This window comes from Streptacidiphilus sp. EB103A (assembly GCF_041261405.1).
In the GTDB taxonomy this organism is placed as follows: domain Bacteria; phylum Actinomycetota; class Actinomycetes; order Streptomycetales; family Streptomycetaceae; genus Streptacidiphilus.
This window is the reverse complement of record NZ_JBGCAQ010000003.1, coordinates 214,968-228,909: the sequence shown is the minus strand read 5'-3', so window position 1 is coordinate 228,909 and position 13,942 is coordinate 214,968. Positions and strand designations below refer to the sequence as shown.

Here is a 13,942-nt window from a genome sequence, read left to right as displayed (position 1 = left end):
CAGGGCCAGCCTTTCTCTAGATTCGCATCAGCCCGGTGGCCAGGCACATGCCCGAGCCGAGGACCAGCAGCAGGACCACGCCCATCGGAAGCTTCTGCTTCCAGAACGAGTAGGCACCGCCGAGCAGGAACAGGCCGAGGAAGACGAAGACGATGGTCGAGGTACTCATTCGGCATCTCCTTGGAGCATGGCTACAGCGCGCCCTTGGTCGAGGGAAGGATCCCGGCCGCGCGCGGGTCCAGCTCGCTGGCGTACCGCAGCGCCCGGGCGAGCGCCTTGAACTGGCACTCGACAATGTGGTGGGCATTGCGTCCATACGGTACGTGCACATGCAGGGCGATCTGCGCCTGGGCCACGAAGGACTCCAGGATGTGCCGGGTCATCGTGGTGTCGTAGGCGCCGATCATCGGCGCCATGCCCTCCGGCTCGGTGTGCACCAGGTACGGGCGGCCGGAGAGGTCCACGGTGACCTGGGCGAGGGACTCGTCCAGCGGCACGGTGCAGTTGCCGAAGCGGTAGATGCCGACCTTGTCGCCGAGAGCCTGCTTGAAGGCGGCGCCCAGGGCGAGGGCGGTGTCCTCGATGGTGTGGTGGGTGTCGATGTGCAGGTCGCCGTCGGTCTTGACGGTGAGGTCGAAGAGACCGTGCCGGCCGAGCTGGTCCAGCATGTGGTCGTAGAAGCCGACGCCGGTGCTGATGTCGGTCGTGCCGCGTCCGTCGAGGTCGATCTCGACCTTGACGGAGGTCTCCTTGGTGGTGCGCTCGACGCGCCCGATCCGGGACATTGGTGCTACAGCTCCTTGATTGCGGCGCGGACAGCTTCGAGGAAGGCGTCGTTCTCGGCCGGGGTGCCCGCGGTGACCCGCAGTCGGCCGGGGACGCCGTTGTCGCGGACCAGCACGCCCCGGGCGAGGATCGCCTGCCAGACCGCGTGGGTGTCCTGGAACTCGCCGAACTGGACGAAGTTGGCGTCGGAGTCGGTGACCTCAAGACCCATCGCGCGCAGCTCGGTGACGATGCGGTCGCGTTCGGCCTTGAGCCGCTCGACGTAGCCCAGCAGGACGTCGGTGAACTCCAGCGCCGCCAGCGCGGTGGCCTGGGTGACCGAGGACAGGTGGTACGGCAGCCGGACCAGCTGCACCGCGTCCACCACGGCCGGGTCGGCGGCCAGGTAGCCGAGCCGTAGCCCGGCCGCGCCGAAGGCCTTGGACATGGTGCGGGTGACCACCAGCAGCGGCCGGCCCTCGATCAGCGGCAGCAGCGAGGGCTGGTGCGAGAACTCGATGTAGGCCTCGTCGACGATCACCAGCGTCGGCTTGACCGCCTGCGCGGCCTCGTACAGCGCCAGCACGGTCTCGCGCGGCACGGCGGTGCCGGTGGGGTTGTTCGGCGAGCAGACGAACAGCACGTCGGGCCGCTGCACCGCGATCGCGGCGAGGGCGACGTCCAGGTCGATGGTGAAGTCGTCGTCACGCGGGCCCTGGGTCCAGTGGGTGCCGGTGCCCCGGGCGATCAGGTCGTGCATCTGATAGGTGGGCGCGAAGCCCAGCGCCGTGCGCCCCGGGCCGCCGAAGGTCTGCAGCAGCTGCTGCAGCACCTCGTTGGAGCCGTTGGCCGCCCAGACGTTCTCCCGGGCCACGTGGAAGCCGGTGGACCCGGTCAGATAGGCGGCCAGGCCCTCGCGCAGCTCCACCGCGTCCCGGTCGGGGTAGCGGTTGAGGTTCCGGGCGGCCTCGGCCACCCGCTCCGCGATCCTGGCGACCAGGTCCTCGGGCAGCGGGTAGGGGTTCTCATTGGTGTTCAGCAGCACCGGGACGTCCAACTGCGGTGCCCCGTACGGCGACTTGCCCTTGAGCTCGTCACGGATCGGCAGGTCGTCGATCCTCATGCGCATCTCGCTCATACCTCGGGAACCGTCCAATTGAAGCGAGCCCGCACGGCGTCGCCGTGTCCGGGCAGGTCCTCCGCGTTGGCGAAGGTCACCACGTGCTTGGCGACCCCGGCCAGTGCCTCCTGGGAGTAGTCCACGACGTGGATACCGCGGTAGAAGGACTGAACGCTCAGGCCCGAGGAGTGGCAGGCGCAGCCGCCGGTGGGCAGCACGTGGTTGGACCCGGCCGCGTAGTCGCCCAGCGACACCGGCGAGTAGGCGCCGACGAAGATCGCACCGGCGTTGCGGACCCGGGCCGCGACGGCCGGGGCGTCCGCGGTCTGGATCTCCAGGTGCTCGGCCGCGTAGGCGTTGACCACCTCCAGGCCCTGCTCCAGCGAGTCCACCAGGATGATCCCGGACTGCTTGCCGGAGAGCGCCGCGCGCACCCGCGGCTCGTGCCGGGTGGCGGCGACCTGGCTCTTCAGCTCCGTCTCCACCGCGTCGGCCAGCGCGAGCGAGTCGGTGACCAGCACCGAGGCGGCGTTGGGGTCGTGCTCGGCCTGGCTGATCAGATCGGCGGCGACATGGCGGGCGTCGGCGGTGTCGTCGGCCAGGATCGCGATCTCGGTGGTGCCGGCCTCGGCGTCGATGCCGATCCGGCCCTTGAGCAGCCGCTTGGCCGCGGCCACGAAGATGTTCCCGGGGCCGGTCACCAGATCGACCTGGCGGCACTCCCCCGCGCCGTAGGCGAACATCGCGACCGCCTGGGCGCCGCCGACCGCGTACACCTCGTCCACGCCGAGCAGCGCGCAGGCGGCCAGGATGGTGGGATGCGGGAGACCGCCGTGCTCTTTCTGCGGCGGCGAGGCCAGCGCCAGGCTCGGAACCCCGGCCTCCTGCGCCGGCACCACGTTCATCACCACGGACGAGGCCAGCGGCGCCAGGCCGCCGGGGACGTAGAGGCCGACCCGGTCGACCGGCACCCAGCGCTCGGTGACCGTGCCGCCGGGGACGACGGTGGTGGTGTGGTCGGTGCGTCGCTGCTCGTGGTGCACGATGCGGACCCGGCGGATGGACTCCTCCAGCGCGGCCCTGATGTCGGGGTCCAGTTGCTCCAGCGCGGCGGCGATGGCCGCCCGCGGCACCCGGATGTCGGTGAGCCGTACCCCGTCGAAACGCTCGGTGATCTCGATCAGCGCCTCGACGCCCCGATGGCGCACGTCCTCGCAGATGGGTCGCACCTTCTCAAGCGCGGCCTCGACGTCGAGCTCGGCGCGCGGCAGTACGGCGCGCGGGTCGTCGGTGGAACCTCGGAGGTCGATTCGCGAAATCACACCCGCCAGTCTACGGAGCCACGGCAACGACCGTTTGCGCATATCACGACTTGGGACGGCGTGGCGCGGCCCGGCCGCGGGCTCAAAGCGGTACGGCCGGGCCTTCCCGTCTGAGTACTCTTGCGCTCGTGACGGAACGGCTCCCCCTCTTTCCCTTGGGCACAGTGCTCTATCCCGGCCTGGTGCTGCCCCTGAACGTCTTCGAGGAGCGCTACCGCCGTCTCTTGGCGGACCTGCTGGCGGGGCCGGAGCCGCACCGCTTCGGCGTGGTGGGCATCCGGGCCGGCCGGGAGACCGCGCCGACCGGGCTGGACCCGGGGGCCGACCCCGGCGCCCAGGCGCTGGGCGGCTTCGGCCCCGACCCGGCGCGCGCCCTGTACGACCTGGGCTGCGTCGCCGAGATCGCCTCCGCCGAGACCCGGGAGGACGGCGGCTACGACCTGATCGCGACCGGCACCACCCGGTTCAAGGTGCTCGACTTTGACGCCTCCGGCCCCTATATCACCGCCGAGGTCGAACGGCTGCCCGAGGTCGTCGGCCCGGAGGCGTCGGTGCTCGGGCAGGCCGTCGAACGGCTGTTCCGGACCTACCAGAAGCGTCTGGCCGGCGCCCGGGAGAGCACCGTGACCGGGCTGCAGGAGCTCCCCGACGACCCGATGGTGCTGTCCTACCTGGTCGCGGCGGCCTCCGTGCTCGACACCTCGGACAAGCAGCGGCTGCTCGGGGCCGGCTCGGCCAGCGAGCGGCTCACCGCGGAGCTGGCGCTGCTCCGGCAGGAGACCGCGGTGCTGGCGAAGCTGCCGTCGCTGCCGGCCGTGGAACTCACCCGGCAGGCCTTCAACCCCAACTGAGCAGGTCAGCGCATCGTCACCTGGACCCCGTACGAGGAGACCGGCTCGGCCCAGTCCTTGCCCGGACAGGACCAGGTGTACGTCCCGGTGCGGTCCGCCCGCACCCTCGCGGTGAACTGCCCCTGGCTGTCCGAGGCGACGGTGGCCACGGTCTCCGGGGTGGTGCAGCCCGTGGCGCAGAACTCCAGCCGGATCTGCTGGTCCGGGCTGGGCACCCACTGCTGGGTCTTCCAGTCGGGGCGCTCCAGCAGCCCGCTGATGGAGATCGTCGCACCCGGCACGGCGGTCTGCGGAGACCCGAAGCTGGTGAGCCGACCCGCCTTGAGGATGGAGAAGGTCCCCGCCTTGGTCTCGGTGCGCTGGTCGCCGTCCCGACCGTGCGCGGTCGCCTGGACGTACCAGGTGCCGGCCATGGAGTCGAAGATCTGCTGCTCGGCGACGTCCACCGAGGACGTTCCGGAGCACACCGACACCGTCGACGACTTCGCGGTGCACTGGATCGCCGAGGAGCGCAGCGCGCCGTAGTCGGAACCCCACAAACCGACGCCGTCCACCGAGCTGATCCCCGATGTGTCCTCGGCGGTGATGCTGAAGCCGAAGGCGACCTTGCCGGTGGGCCCCAGCACGACCGGCTTGCCGCCGTTCACCACCACGCCGGTGATCCTGGTGTTCCCGTGCGACTGCTTGATCGCCAGTGAGGGCACCAGCACACCCGCGACCGCGAGCGCGCCGGACACCAGCAGCAGGACCGACCGTCTACGCATGATCTCCCTGCACCGTTCGCATCCCCGCCACAACCATTCTGCACCGGCGCCCTGTGCACCCGGGGGCAATGTGCGCGTGTCCCCTCCAGTGTGTCCCCGCACTTGGATACGCTGAGTTCCGGTGGGGTATGGGCCTGTTCTCCAAGTTTGTTTTTCGGGGCGCGGCCGGTCACTCCGACCACTTCCACCCCGAACACCGGCCGGCCCGAGAACGCTCGGCTTACGAAAGCAGGTGTTGGACGTGGATCGCTGTGTCGTCCTGGTGGATGCCGGATACTTGCTGGGGGCCGCGGCCAGCCTGCTCGCCGGGGAGAGTTCCCGCTCCCGGATCAACGTCGACCAGAACGAGCTGATCGGACAGTTGCGCGAGCGGGCCGAGGCCGAGACCGGGCTGCCGCTGCTGCGGATCTACTGGTTCGACGCCGCGCCCGACCGCCGGCCGATGCCGGAGCACCGGCGGCTGCGGGTGATGCCCAGGGTCACCGTCCGGCTCGGGGCGCTGACCCGGGCCGAGGGCCGGCTGGTGCAGAAGGGCGTGGACGCGGCGATGCACGCCGAGCTGTCCGAGCTGGCCCGCAACCGCGCCTGCGCGGACGTGGTACTGGTGACCGGCGACGGCGACCTGCTGCCGGGGATGACCGCCGCCAAGGACTACGGGGTGGCCGTGCACCTGTGGGCGGTGCAGGCCGCCGACGGCGACTTCAACCAGTCCGAGGACCTGGTCGCCGAGGCCGACGAACGGCGGGTGCTGGACCGGGAGTGGATCACCCGCTCGGTGCAGCTGCGCGAGGTCGTCGTCCCCGCGGTCAACGCGGACCCCCGTCCCGACTTCGCCAAGATCCTCTCCGCGCCGCAGCCTGCGGCGGTCCCCGACACCCCGGAGGAGCTGGTCACGGCCGCGGCGACGGCGTCCGTGCAACCCGCTCCGCCGAGCGCGCCCAAGGTCCCCACCCCGAAGGAGATCGCCGCGGGGCTCGGCGCCGCGCGGACGGCGTCCGCGCCGCCGCCCGCGCCCTCGCTGCTGCGCTGGTCCTCCGAGCGCGGCATGGTCGACCGTCCCGGCGAGGGCAGCGGCCCGGCCGACAACATCCCCACCCTGGCCCAGCTCACCACGGCCGAGCAGAAGTGGGCCGACCGCGAGGAGGACATCACCGCGGTCGGCGGCGACCCCACCGAGGTCGGTCAGGTCTTCGCCCGGCGCTGGACCGATCGGCTCGGCGACCCCTCGCGGCTTACGGTGCTGTGGCCGGACTACCCCCGGATTCCGCACCGGGTGGACGGGGAGCTGCTCCGCTACGCGGCGAGGTTCGGGCTGCTGGCCCACAAGGACGACCAGATCGACGAGCACGACCGGTATGCGATCCGGGCCGGGTTCTGGCGTGAGCTGGCGGGGCGAGTACCAGGTGGCGAGGCGGTTACCGTCGACAGCTGACAGTTTCGGTAGCGGGTGGTTGCCCTCGCGCCGTTCCCCGCGCCCCTACAGGGGCGCGGGGAACTGCGCGAACAGTCACCCCCACCGACGCGAGCCCGGCAATCCCCCCGGAACCCCCACACCGCGAACCCGCTAAAGTCACCACGTGAACACCCAGGCAACCCCCGCGCCCCCGGCCCCCGCGCCGCCCGCGGAGAACTGTTGCAAGGTCACCGGCCTGACCAAGGCCTACCGCACCGGCCGCGGTGCGAAGGCGAAGACCGTCCTCGCCAACAACGACATCTCGCTGGAGATCCGCCGGGGCGAGGTCTTCGGGCTGCTCGGCCCCAACGGTGCGGGGAAGTCCACCCTGGTCCGCCAGCTCACCGGGCTGCTCCGTCCCGACCAGGGGCGGATCGAGGTGCTCGGCCACGACATCGTCCGCCGTCCCGACCGCGCCTCCACGCTGCTGGCCTACCTCGGGCAGGAGTCCACCGCGCTGGACGAGCTGACGGTGTCCCTCGCCGTGGAGACCACGGCCCGGCTGCGCGGACTCTCCCGTCCCGCCGCCGGCGCCGCGCGGGACGCGGTCCTGGCCGAGCTGGCGCTCGAACCCCTCGCGCACCGCCCGCTGGCCAAGCTCTCCGGCGGCCAGCGCCGCCTCGCCTGCTTCGCCACCACGCTCGTCGGCGAGCGCCCGCTGCTGGTCCTGGACGAGCCCACCACCGGGATGGACCCGGTCGCCCGCCGCGCCGTCTGGGCCGCCGTGGACCGCCGCCGCGCCGACAGCGGCACGACCGTGCTGCTGGTCACCCACAACGTCATCGAGGCCGAGACCGTCCTGGACCGGGTCGCGGTCGTCGACGAGGGCCGGGTCATCGCCTGCGACACACCGGGCGGGCTCAAGGCCCTGGTGGACGGTGACGTCCGGCTGGACCTGGTCTGGCGCGAGGAGCCCCCGCTGCACCTGCCGCTGGTCGCCGCGCTCTACCCGCGCGCCACCGCGAACGGCCGCCGCTGGACCGTCCGCACCAGCCCCGACGAGGCCCGCGACCTGGTCGCCCAGGTTACCGGCGGACCGGCCTTCGCCGCCCTGGACGACTTCTCACTCGCCACCCCCAGCCTTGAGGACGTGTACCTGCTGCTCGGCGGCCGACACGAAGGACTGGTCAAGTGAGCACAGGTCACCTGAGCACGGCCGTACTGCCCGCGCCCCGCGCCGCCCTGCTCCCCGCACTGGGCGCGGTCTACCGGGCCCAGCTCTCCCGGGCCCGGGTCGCCCGCCTTCCGCTGCTGTTCGTCGCCACCTTCCAGTCCCTGGGGATCATGGTGATGATGCGCGGCGTGGTGACCACCGGATCCGCCGACGCCGCGGCCGCCCGGGACGTGGTGGCCGGGGCGACCGTGCTGGTGGTGGCCTTCGTCGCGCTCAACCTGCTGGCCCAGTACTTCGGCCGGCTGCGCGCCACCGGCGGCCTGGACCACTATGCGACCCTGCCGGTGTCGGCCGCCTCGGTGGTGCTGGGCACGGCCGGGGCGTACGCCTCGTTCACGGTGCCCGGGACGGTGGTCACCGCGGCGGTGGGCTGCGCGCTGTTCCAGCTCAGCTGGGTGCACCTGTGGGTGCTGGTCCTGGTCGTGCCGCTGTCGGGCGCGGCGCTGTCCGGGATCGGCGCGGCCTGCGGGCTGCTGGCGAACCGTCAGGAGATCGCGACGCTGCTGGGCCAGCTCGGCATGTCGGCCGCGCTGCTGCTCGGGGTGCTGCCGCCGAGCCATATGCCCACGGCGGTCCAGTGGCTCCGGGACCTGCTGCCGTCCACCTACGGCGTCGAGGCGCTGGCCCGTACCTTCGCCACGCACCCGGACTGGCCCGCCGTCGCGGTGGACCTGGCCGTGTGCGCCGCCGTGGGCGTGCTCTCGCTGGCGCTGGCCGCCTGGGCCTACCGCCGTGCCGCCACCCGCGCCTGAGCACGCACGTGCGACGATGACGCCGTGACCGCACCCGACACCTCTCACAACCCCCACGAGGATCCGATCCAGGACTCCCCACCGGACGCCCCTGCGAAGGCCGAGACAGCGCACGCCCCCGCTGGGAAGACGCCGCGCAGCGCCCGTACCGAGGCCCTGATCGCCGTCCTCCTGCTCGCGGGCTCCGCACTCCTCGGCGTGCTGGCGGGATTCCTCTGGCACTGGCTGGCCCCCAAGGTCCCGCTCTACGCGGACAGCTCGGCGGTCTACCTCAAGGACCCGGAGGGCGAACAGGCGATCGGCGCCGACGGCACCTTCGCGATCATCGGCGCCGGCGCCGGCCTGGTCGCGGCCACAGCCGCCTACTGGCTCACCCGCCGCCGCCAGGGCGGGGTCACCGTCGCGCTCGGGCTGGCCGCCGGCGGACTGCTCGGCGGCTACCTCGCCATGAAGCTCGGCACCGCGCTCGGCCCCGGCGGGAACGTCATCGCCACCGCCAAGTCGGTGCCCACCGGATCCACCTTCTACGGCCCGCTGAAGCTCACCGCCAAGGGCGTCCTGCTCACCTGGCCGGCCGCCGCCATGGTCGTCCTCATCGGTCTCACCGCCCTCTTCACCCCCAAGCCGCAAACCCCGCCGACGGTCTGGCAGACACCTGCGCAGGACGGTCCCGACACACCGTGAGCGCGCGCTAGGGTAGAGGCTTCCCGCACTCGCCCCCTTGCCCGAGGAGCGCCCCAACCGTGGCCGACAGCTTCGTTCACCTGCATGTTCACACCGAATTCTCGATGCTGGACGGGGCCGCGAAGAACGGCAAGATGATCGCCGAGGTCGAGCGGCAGGGCATGCCCGCGATCGCCATGTCCGACCACGGCAACATGTTCGGGGCCTACGAGTTCTTCCAACTCGCCGACAAGAGCCCGGTGACCCCGATCATCGGGATCGAGGCGTATGTCGCGCCCGGTTCGCGCTTCGAGAAGAAGCAGACCTTCTGGGGCCAGCAGGGCGGCCGTCCGGGCGGCGCGGACGCCAGCGGTGAGGGTGGCAAGGACGTCTCCGGCGGTGGCCGCTACACCCATATGACCATGTGGGCGCAGAACGCCAGGGGCCTGCGCAACCTCTTCAAGCTCTCCTCGCTCGCCTCCATCGAGGGCTACTACATGAAGCCCCGGATGGACCGCGAGCTGATCTCGCAGAACGCCGAGGGCATCATCGCCACCACCGGCTGCCCCTCCGGCGAGGTGCAGACCCGGCTGCGGCTGGGGCAGTACGAGGAGGCCGTCAAGGCCGCCGGCGCGTACCAGGACATCTTCGGCAAGGAGAACTACTTCCTGGAGCTGATGGACCACGGCCTCGGCATCGAGCGCGACGTCCGCGACGATCTGCTGCGGCTGGCCAAGCAGTTGAACATCCCGCTGCTCGCCACCAATGACTCGCACTACGTCACCGCCGACCAGGCGGACGCGCACGACAACCTGCTGTGCATCGGCGTGGGCAAGAACAAGGACGACCCGAACCGCTTCAAGTTCAACGGCTCGGGCTACTACCTGAAGACCTCCGAGGAGATGCGCGAGCTGTTCCGCGAACTCCCGGAGGCCTGCGACAACACCCTCGCCATCGCCGAGCGGATCGAGTCGTACCAGGAGGTCTTCACCTACGTCGACCGGATGCCGCAGTTCGACGTGCCCGAGGGCGAGAACCAGGTCAGCTACCTGCGCAAGAAGATCGACGAGGGCCTGAAGCACCGCTTCGGCGACGAGCCGGGCCAGGAGGTGCTGGACCGGATCGAGCTCGAAATGAGCGTCATCGACCCGATGGGCTTCTCCAGCTACTTCCTCGTGGTCGCCGACATCTGCCAGTACGCCCGCGACAACGGCATCTCCGTCGGCCCCGGCCGTGGTTCGGCGGCCGGCTCGATGATCGCCTACCTCACCGGCATCACCCAGCTCGACCCGATCGAGCACGACCTGCTGTTCGAGCGCTTCCTCAACCCCGAGCGGATCAACCCCCCGGACGTCGACATCGACTTCGACGACCGCCAGCGCGACCAGATGGTCCGCTACGTCAGCGAGAAGTACGGCGCCGCCTACACCGCGCAGGTCAACACCTTCGGCACGATCAAGGCCAAGGCCGCCGTCAAGGACTCCTCCCGCATCCTCGGCTACCCCTTCGCCATGGGCGACCGGATCACCAAGGCGATGCCGCCGGACGTGATGGGCAAGGGCGTCCCGCTCAAGGACCTCTTCAACAGCGAGCACCCCCGGTACTCCGAGGGCGGCGAGATCCGGGCGATGTACGAGAACGAGCCCGACGTCAAGAAGATCATCGACACCGGCCTCGGCATCGAGGGCCTGATCCGCGGTACCGGCGTGCACGCGGCCGCGGTGATCCTCTCCTCGACGCCGCTGCTGGAACTGATCCCGCTGCACCGCCGTGACAAGGACGGCGTGATCATCACCGGGTTCGACTACCCCTCATGTGAGAACATGGGGCTGATCAAGATGGACTTCCTGGGTCTGCGCAACCTGGGCATCATCGACCACTGCATCAAGATCATCAAGGCCAACCGGGGCCAGGACATCGTCTGCGACGACATCCCGCTGGACGATCCGGTCACCTTCGAACTGCTCCAGCGCGGCGACACCCTGGGCGTGTTCCAGCTCGATGGCGGCCCCATGCGGGCCCTGCTGCGGCTGATGAAGCCCACCGAGTTCGCCGACATCTCGGCCGTCTCGGCGCTCTACCGGCCCGGCCCGATGGGCATGAACTCGCACACCAACTACGCGCTGCGCAAGAACGGCCAGCAGGAGATCACCCCGATCCACCCGCAGTTGGAGGAACCGCTCAGCGAAGTCCTCGGCCCCACGTACGGTCTGATCGTCTATCAGGAGCAGGTGCAGCGAGCCGCGCAGGTGCTGGCCGGCTACAGCCTGGGCCAGGCCGACCTGCTCCGCCGGGCCATGGGCAAGAAGAAGAAAGAGGTCCTGGAGAAGGAGTTCGTCCCCTTCCACGCGGGCTGCAAGGAGCGCGGCTACAGCGACGAGGCCATCCAGGCGGTGTGGGACGTGCTGGTCCCCTTCGCCGGCTACGCGTTCAACAAGTCGCACTCCGCCGCCTACGGCCTGGTCTCCTACTGGACCGCCTACCTCAAGGCCAACTTCCCGGCCGAGTACATGGCCGCACTGCTGACCTCGGTCGGCGACGACAAGGACAAGATGGCGATCTACCTGGCGGACGCCCGTGCCGCCGGGATCAGGATCCTCTCCCCCGACATCAACGAGTCCGTCACCGACTTCACCGCCGTCGGCGAGGACGTCCGCTTCGGCCTCAAGGCCATCCGCAACGTCGGCGAGAACGTCATCGACTCGCTTGTGGAGACCCGCAGGTCCAAGGGCAAGTACACCGCCTTCCCCGACTTCCTCGACAAGGTCGAGCTGCCGGTGTGCAACAAGCGCGCGGTGGACTCACTGATCAAGGCCGGCGCGTTCGACTCCCTCGGCCACACCCGGCGCGGACTGGTCGCCGTCGCCGAGAGCGCGATCGACGCGGTCATCGGCGTCAAGAAGCAGGCCGCGATCGGCCAGGACGACCTGTTCGGCGCGATCGACGACGGCAGCGACTCCCCCGGCATCGGCCTGGACTTCACCCTCGACGACAAGGAGTGGCCGCGCAAGCACCTGCTCTCCACCGAGCGGGAGATGCTGGGCCTCTACGTCTCCAGCCACCCGCTGGACGGCGCCGAGCACATCCTGGCCCGCAACCGCGATGTGTCCATCGCGGAGTTGCTGGGCTCCGGGCGGACCGAAGGCGAGGTCAAGCTGGCCGGCCTGATCACCGGCGTGGACCGGCGGATCAACAAGGCCGGCAACGCGTGGGCGATCGTCACCCTGGCCGACCGCGACGGCTCGGTGGAGGTGCTGTTCTTCCCCAAGAACTACATGCTCATCCAGCAGGAGCTGATCGAGGACAACGTGGTCGCCGTCAAGGGCCGCCTCAACGAGCGCGACGGCGCACTGTCGATCTTCGGCTCGGAGATGGCCCCGCTGGACATCTCCTCGGCCGAGCTGGGCGGCAAGCCGCCGATCCAACTCACCATCCCGGAACGGAAGATCACCCCGCAGCTGGTCGCCGAACTCAAGCGCACGATGCGGGCCCACCCCGGGGAGACGCCGGTCCGGCTGCTGCTGGAGGGCCGGGTGAAGAGTGTCCTCTTCGAACTCGGCTTCCTGGTCGACGCGGAGAGCGGCTTCGCCAGCGACATCAAGGGGCTCCTCGGCCCCGGAGTGTGGGCGGCGGCATAGCTCTTTTTTCTTTAGGGGCGCGGGGAACTGCGCGACCAGCCCTCTACGGAGGTGCATGGTTGGCAGCGCAGTTCCCCGCGCCCCTAAAAGCTAAAAGAGAGGCGGCAGGGTTCCGGCGTAGAGCCATTCGGTGAAGAAGGCGTGCAGGGGGCGGGGGCTGTGGTGCTGGGCCAGTGAGGTGAAGTCGGCGGTGGTGACCGTGCCATGACGGTGTATCGCGGCCCACTCCTTGAGCAGAGCGAAGAACCCCGCTTCGCCGAGCACCCCCCGGAGCGCATGCAGCACCAACCCGCCGCGCTGGTAGAGGCGGTCGTCGAACATCAGGCTGCGGCCCGGGTCCGCCAGGACCAGATCCTGCGGCAGCGCCCGCAACCCCGCATAGGCCGCCGCCGCGTGCGCCGCGGCGCCACGCCCACCCGAGCGCTCGGACCAGAGCCACTCCGCGTACTTGGCGAAGCCCTCGTTGAGCCAGATGTGCCGCCAGTCGGCGACGCCCACGCTGTTGCCGAACCACTGGTGCGCCAGCTCGTGCGCGACCAGCCGCTCACTGCCCCGGCGGCCGTCGACATGGTTGGCGCCGAACGTGGACAACCCCTGGGCCTCGACCGGGACGTCGAGCTCCTCGTCGGTCACCACGACGGCGTACTCGCCGAAGGGATACGGGCCGAAGACATCGACGAACAGGCTCATCATGGCCGGCTGGTGGGCGAAGTCGTGCACGCAGGAAGCGATCAGCCGGGCCGGGGCGTACACCGTCTGCACGACCGGGCCCGCCGAGATCTGCAGCTGCTGGTACTGGCCGACCTGGACGGTGGCCAGGTAGCTCGCGGTGGGCGCGGGCTGCTCGTACACCCAGGTGGTGCTGCTGGCCCTGGTGGTGCGGGTGAGCAGCCTGCCGTTGGCGACGACCGCGTACGGGCTCGGCGCGGTGATCGACATCTGGTACGCGGCCTTGTCCGCAGGACGGTCGTTGCAGGGATACCAGGAGGGCGCGCCGATCGGCTGGCTGGCGACCAGCGAGCCGTCCTCCAGCTCCTCCCAGCCCAGCGTCCCCCACTCACTGCGCACCGGGCGCGGATTGCCGCTGTAGTGCACCTCGACGGTGAACGCGGCACCGGGCCGCAGCGCGCGGGCCGGCCGCAGCCGCAGCTTGCCGGCCCGGTGGGTCCAGCGGACCGTGCGGCCGTCGACCAGGACCCGGGTGATCCGGAAATCGGCGAAGTCCAGCACCACGTCCGCGAGCGGCTCGGGGCCGGTCAGGCAGGTGAGCCTGGCGGCCCCGGCGAGCCGGTTGGGCGCGGGGCGGTAGTCGAGCGTCAGCTCGTAACGGTGCACGTGGTAGCGGACGTCGCCGTGGGTCGGGAAGTACGGGTCTGTTCCCGACTGGGGACGGGGCGACGACTGCTTGGCGCTCAATGCTGCTCTGCTCCAGTGCGGTTG

The 13,942-nt window shown here is 70.5% G+C and carries 12 protein-coding genes; 6 read left to right on the top strand and 6 right to left on the bottom strand.

Annotated elements, in window-relative coordinates:
• Positions 1-16: 16 nt before the first annotated feature.
• From ABH941_RS06225 to hisD, 4 genes are read right to left on the bottom strand one after another with little or no spacing between them, the layout of a single operon-like run.
• The gene (locus ABH941_RS06225; RefSeq protein ID WP_370127563.1) at positions 17-169 is read right to left on the bottom strand and encodes a hypothetical protein; all 153 of its coding nucleotides are present in this window, start codon (positions 167-169) and stop codon (positions 17-19) included.
• A gap of 22 nt (positions 170-191) precedes the next feature.
• On the bottom strand, positions 192-785 hold the full coding sequence (gene hisB, locus ABH941_RS06220) for an imidazoleglycerol-phosphate dehydratase HisB (protein ID WP_134010416.1): 594 nt from the start codon (positions 783-785) through the stop codon (positions 192-194).
• 5 nt (positions 786-790) lie between these two features.
• Entirely contained in the window at positions 791-1,903 is a 1,113-nt protein-coding gene (locus ABH941_RS06215) for a histidinol-phosphate transaminase (protein WP_370127562.1), read from the bottom strand.
• Positions 1,900-3,207 carry a histidinol dehydrogenase gene (gene hisD / locus ABH941_RS06210; RefSeq protein ID WP_370127561.1) on the bottom strand — a complete coding sequence of 436 codons (1,308 nt, stop codon included), beginning with the start codon at positions 3,205-3,207 and terminating at the stop codon, positions 1,900-1,902. Before hisD ends, ABH941_RS06215 begins: the two co-directional genes overlap by 4 nt.
• Before the next feature lie 128 nt (positions 3,208-3,335).
• Between hisD and ABH941_RS06205 the strand changes: the two genes are divergently transcribed.
• Complete coding sequence (locus tag ABH941_RS06205) at positions 3,336-4,058, top strand: LON peptidase substrate-binding domain-containing protein (protein ID WP_370127560.1); 723 nt, start codon at positions 3,336-3,338, stop codon at positions 4,056-4,058.
• A gap of 5 nt (positions 4,059-4,063) precedes the next feature.
• Here ABH941_RS06205 and ABH941_RS06200 read toward each other — a convergent pair whose 3' ends face one another.
• On the bottom strand, positions 4,064-4,822 hold the full coding sequence (locus ABH941_RS06200; RefSeq protein WP_370127559.1) for a hypothetical protein: 759 nt from the start codon (positions 4,820-4,822) through the stop codon (positions 4,064-4,066).
• Between the two features lie 241 nt (positions 4,823-5,063).
• Between ABH941_RS06200 and ABH941_RS06195 the strand changes: the two genes are divergently transcribed.
• The 5 genes from ABH941_RS06195 (at position 5,064) to dnaE (ending at position 12,502) form a co-directional block, all read left to right on the top strand.
• Positions 5,064-6,254: an NYN domain-containing protein gene (locus ABH941_RS06195; RefSeq protein ID WP_370127558.1), complete on the top strand. Its 1,191-nt coding sequence runs from the start codon at positions 5,064-5,066 to the stop codon at positions 6,252-6,254.
• Between the two features lie 145 nt (positions 6,255-6,399).
• Positions 6,400-7,410: an ABC transporter ATP-binding protein gene (locus ABH941_RS06190; protein ID WP_370127557.1), complete on the top strand. Its 1,011-nt coding sequence runs from the start codon at positions 6,400-6,402 to the stop codon at positions 7,408-7,410.
• On the top strand, positions 7,407-8,201 hold the full coding sequence (locus ABH941_RS06185; protein ID WP_370127556.1) for an ABC transporter permease: 795 nt from the start codon (positions 7,407-7,409) through the stop codon (positions 8,199-8,201). Before ABH941_RS06190 ends, ABH941_RS06185 begins: the two co-directional genes overlap by 4 nt.
• A 24-nt stretch (positions 8,202-8,225) precedes the next feature.
• Positions 8,226-8,885 carry a hypothetical protein gene (locus ABH941_RS06180; RefSeq protein WP_370127555.1) on the top strand — a complete coding sequence of 220 codons (660 nt, stop codon included), beginning with the start codon at positions 8,226-8,228 and terminating at the stop codon, positions 8,883-8,885.
• A gap of 59 nt (positions 8,886-8,944) precedes the next feature.
• Entirely contained in the window at positions 8,945-12,502 is a 3,558-nt protein-coding gene (dnaE, locus tag ABH941_RS06175) for a DNA polymerase III subunit alpha (protein WP_370127554.1), read from the top strand.
• Positions 12,503-12,592: 90 nt separating this feature from the next.
• Here dnaE and ABH941_RS06170 read toward each other — a convergent pair whose 3' ends face one another.
• Positions 12,593-13,918 (bottom strand): M1 family metallopeptidase, encoded by a 1,326-nt coding sequence (locus ABH941_RS06170; protein WP_370127553.1) that lies wholly within the window; start codon positions 13,916-13,918, stop codon positions 12,593-12,595.
• Positions 13,919-13,942: the final 24 nt, after the last annotated feature.

Coding starts and splice junctions, on each gene's coding strand:
- ABH941_RS06215 (WP_370127562.1), bottom strand. CDS start 1,903: ATGAGCGAGATGCGCATGAGGATCGACGACCTGCCGATCCGTGACGAG.
- ABH941_RS06225 (WP_370127563.1), bottom strand. CDS start 169: ATGAGTACCTCGACCATCGTCTTCGTCTTCCTCGGCCTGTTCCTGCTC.
- hisB (WP_134010416.1), bottom strand. CDS start 785: ATGTCCCGGATCGGGCGCGTCGAGCGCACCACCAAGGAGACCTCCGTC.
- ABH941_RS06200 (WP_370127559.1), bottom strand. CDS start 4,822: ATGCGTAGACGGTCGGTCCTGCTGCTGGTGTCCGGCGCGCTCGCGGTC.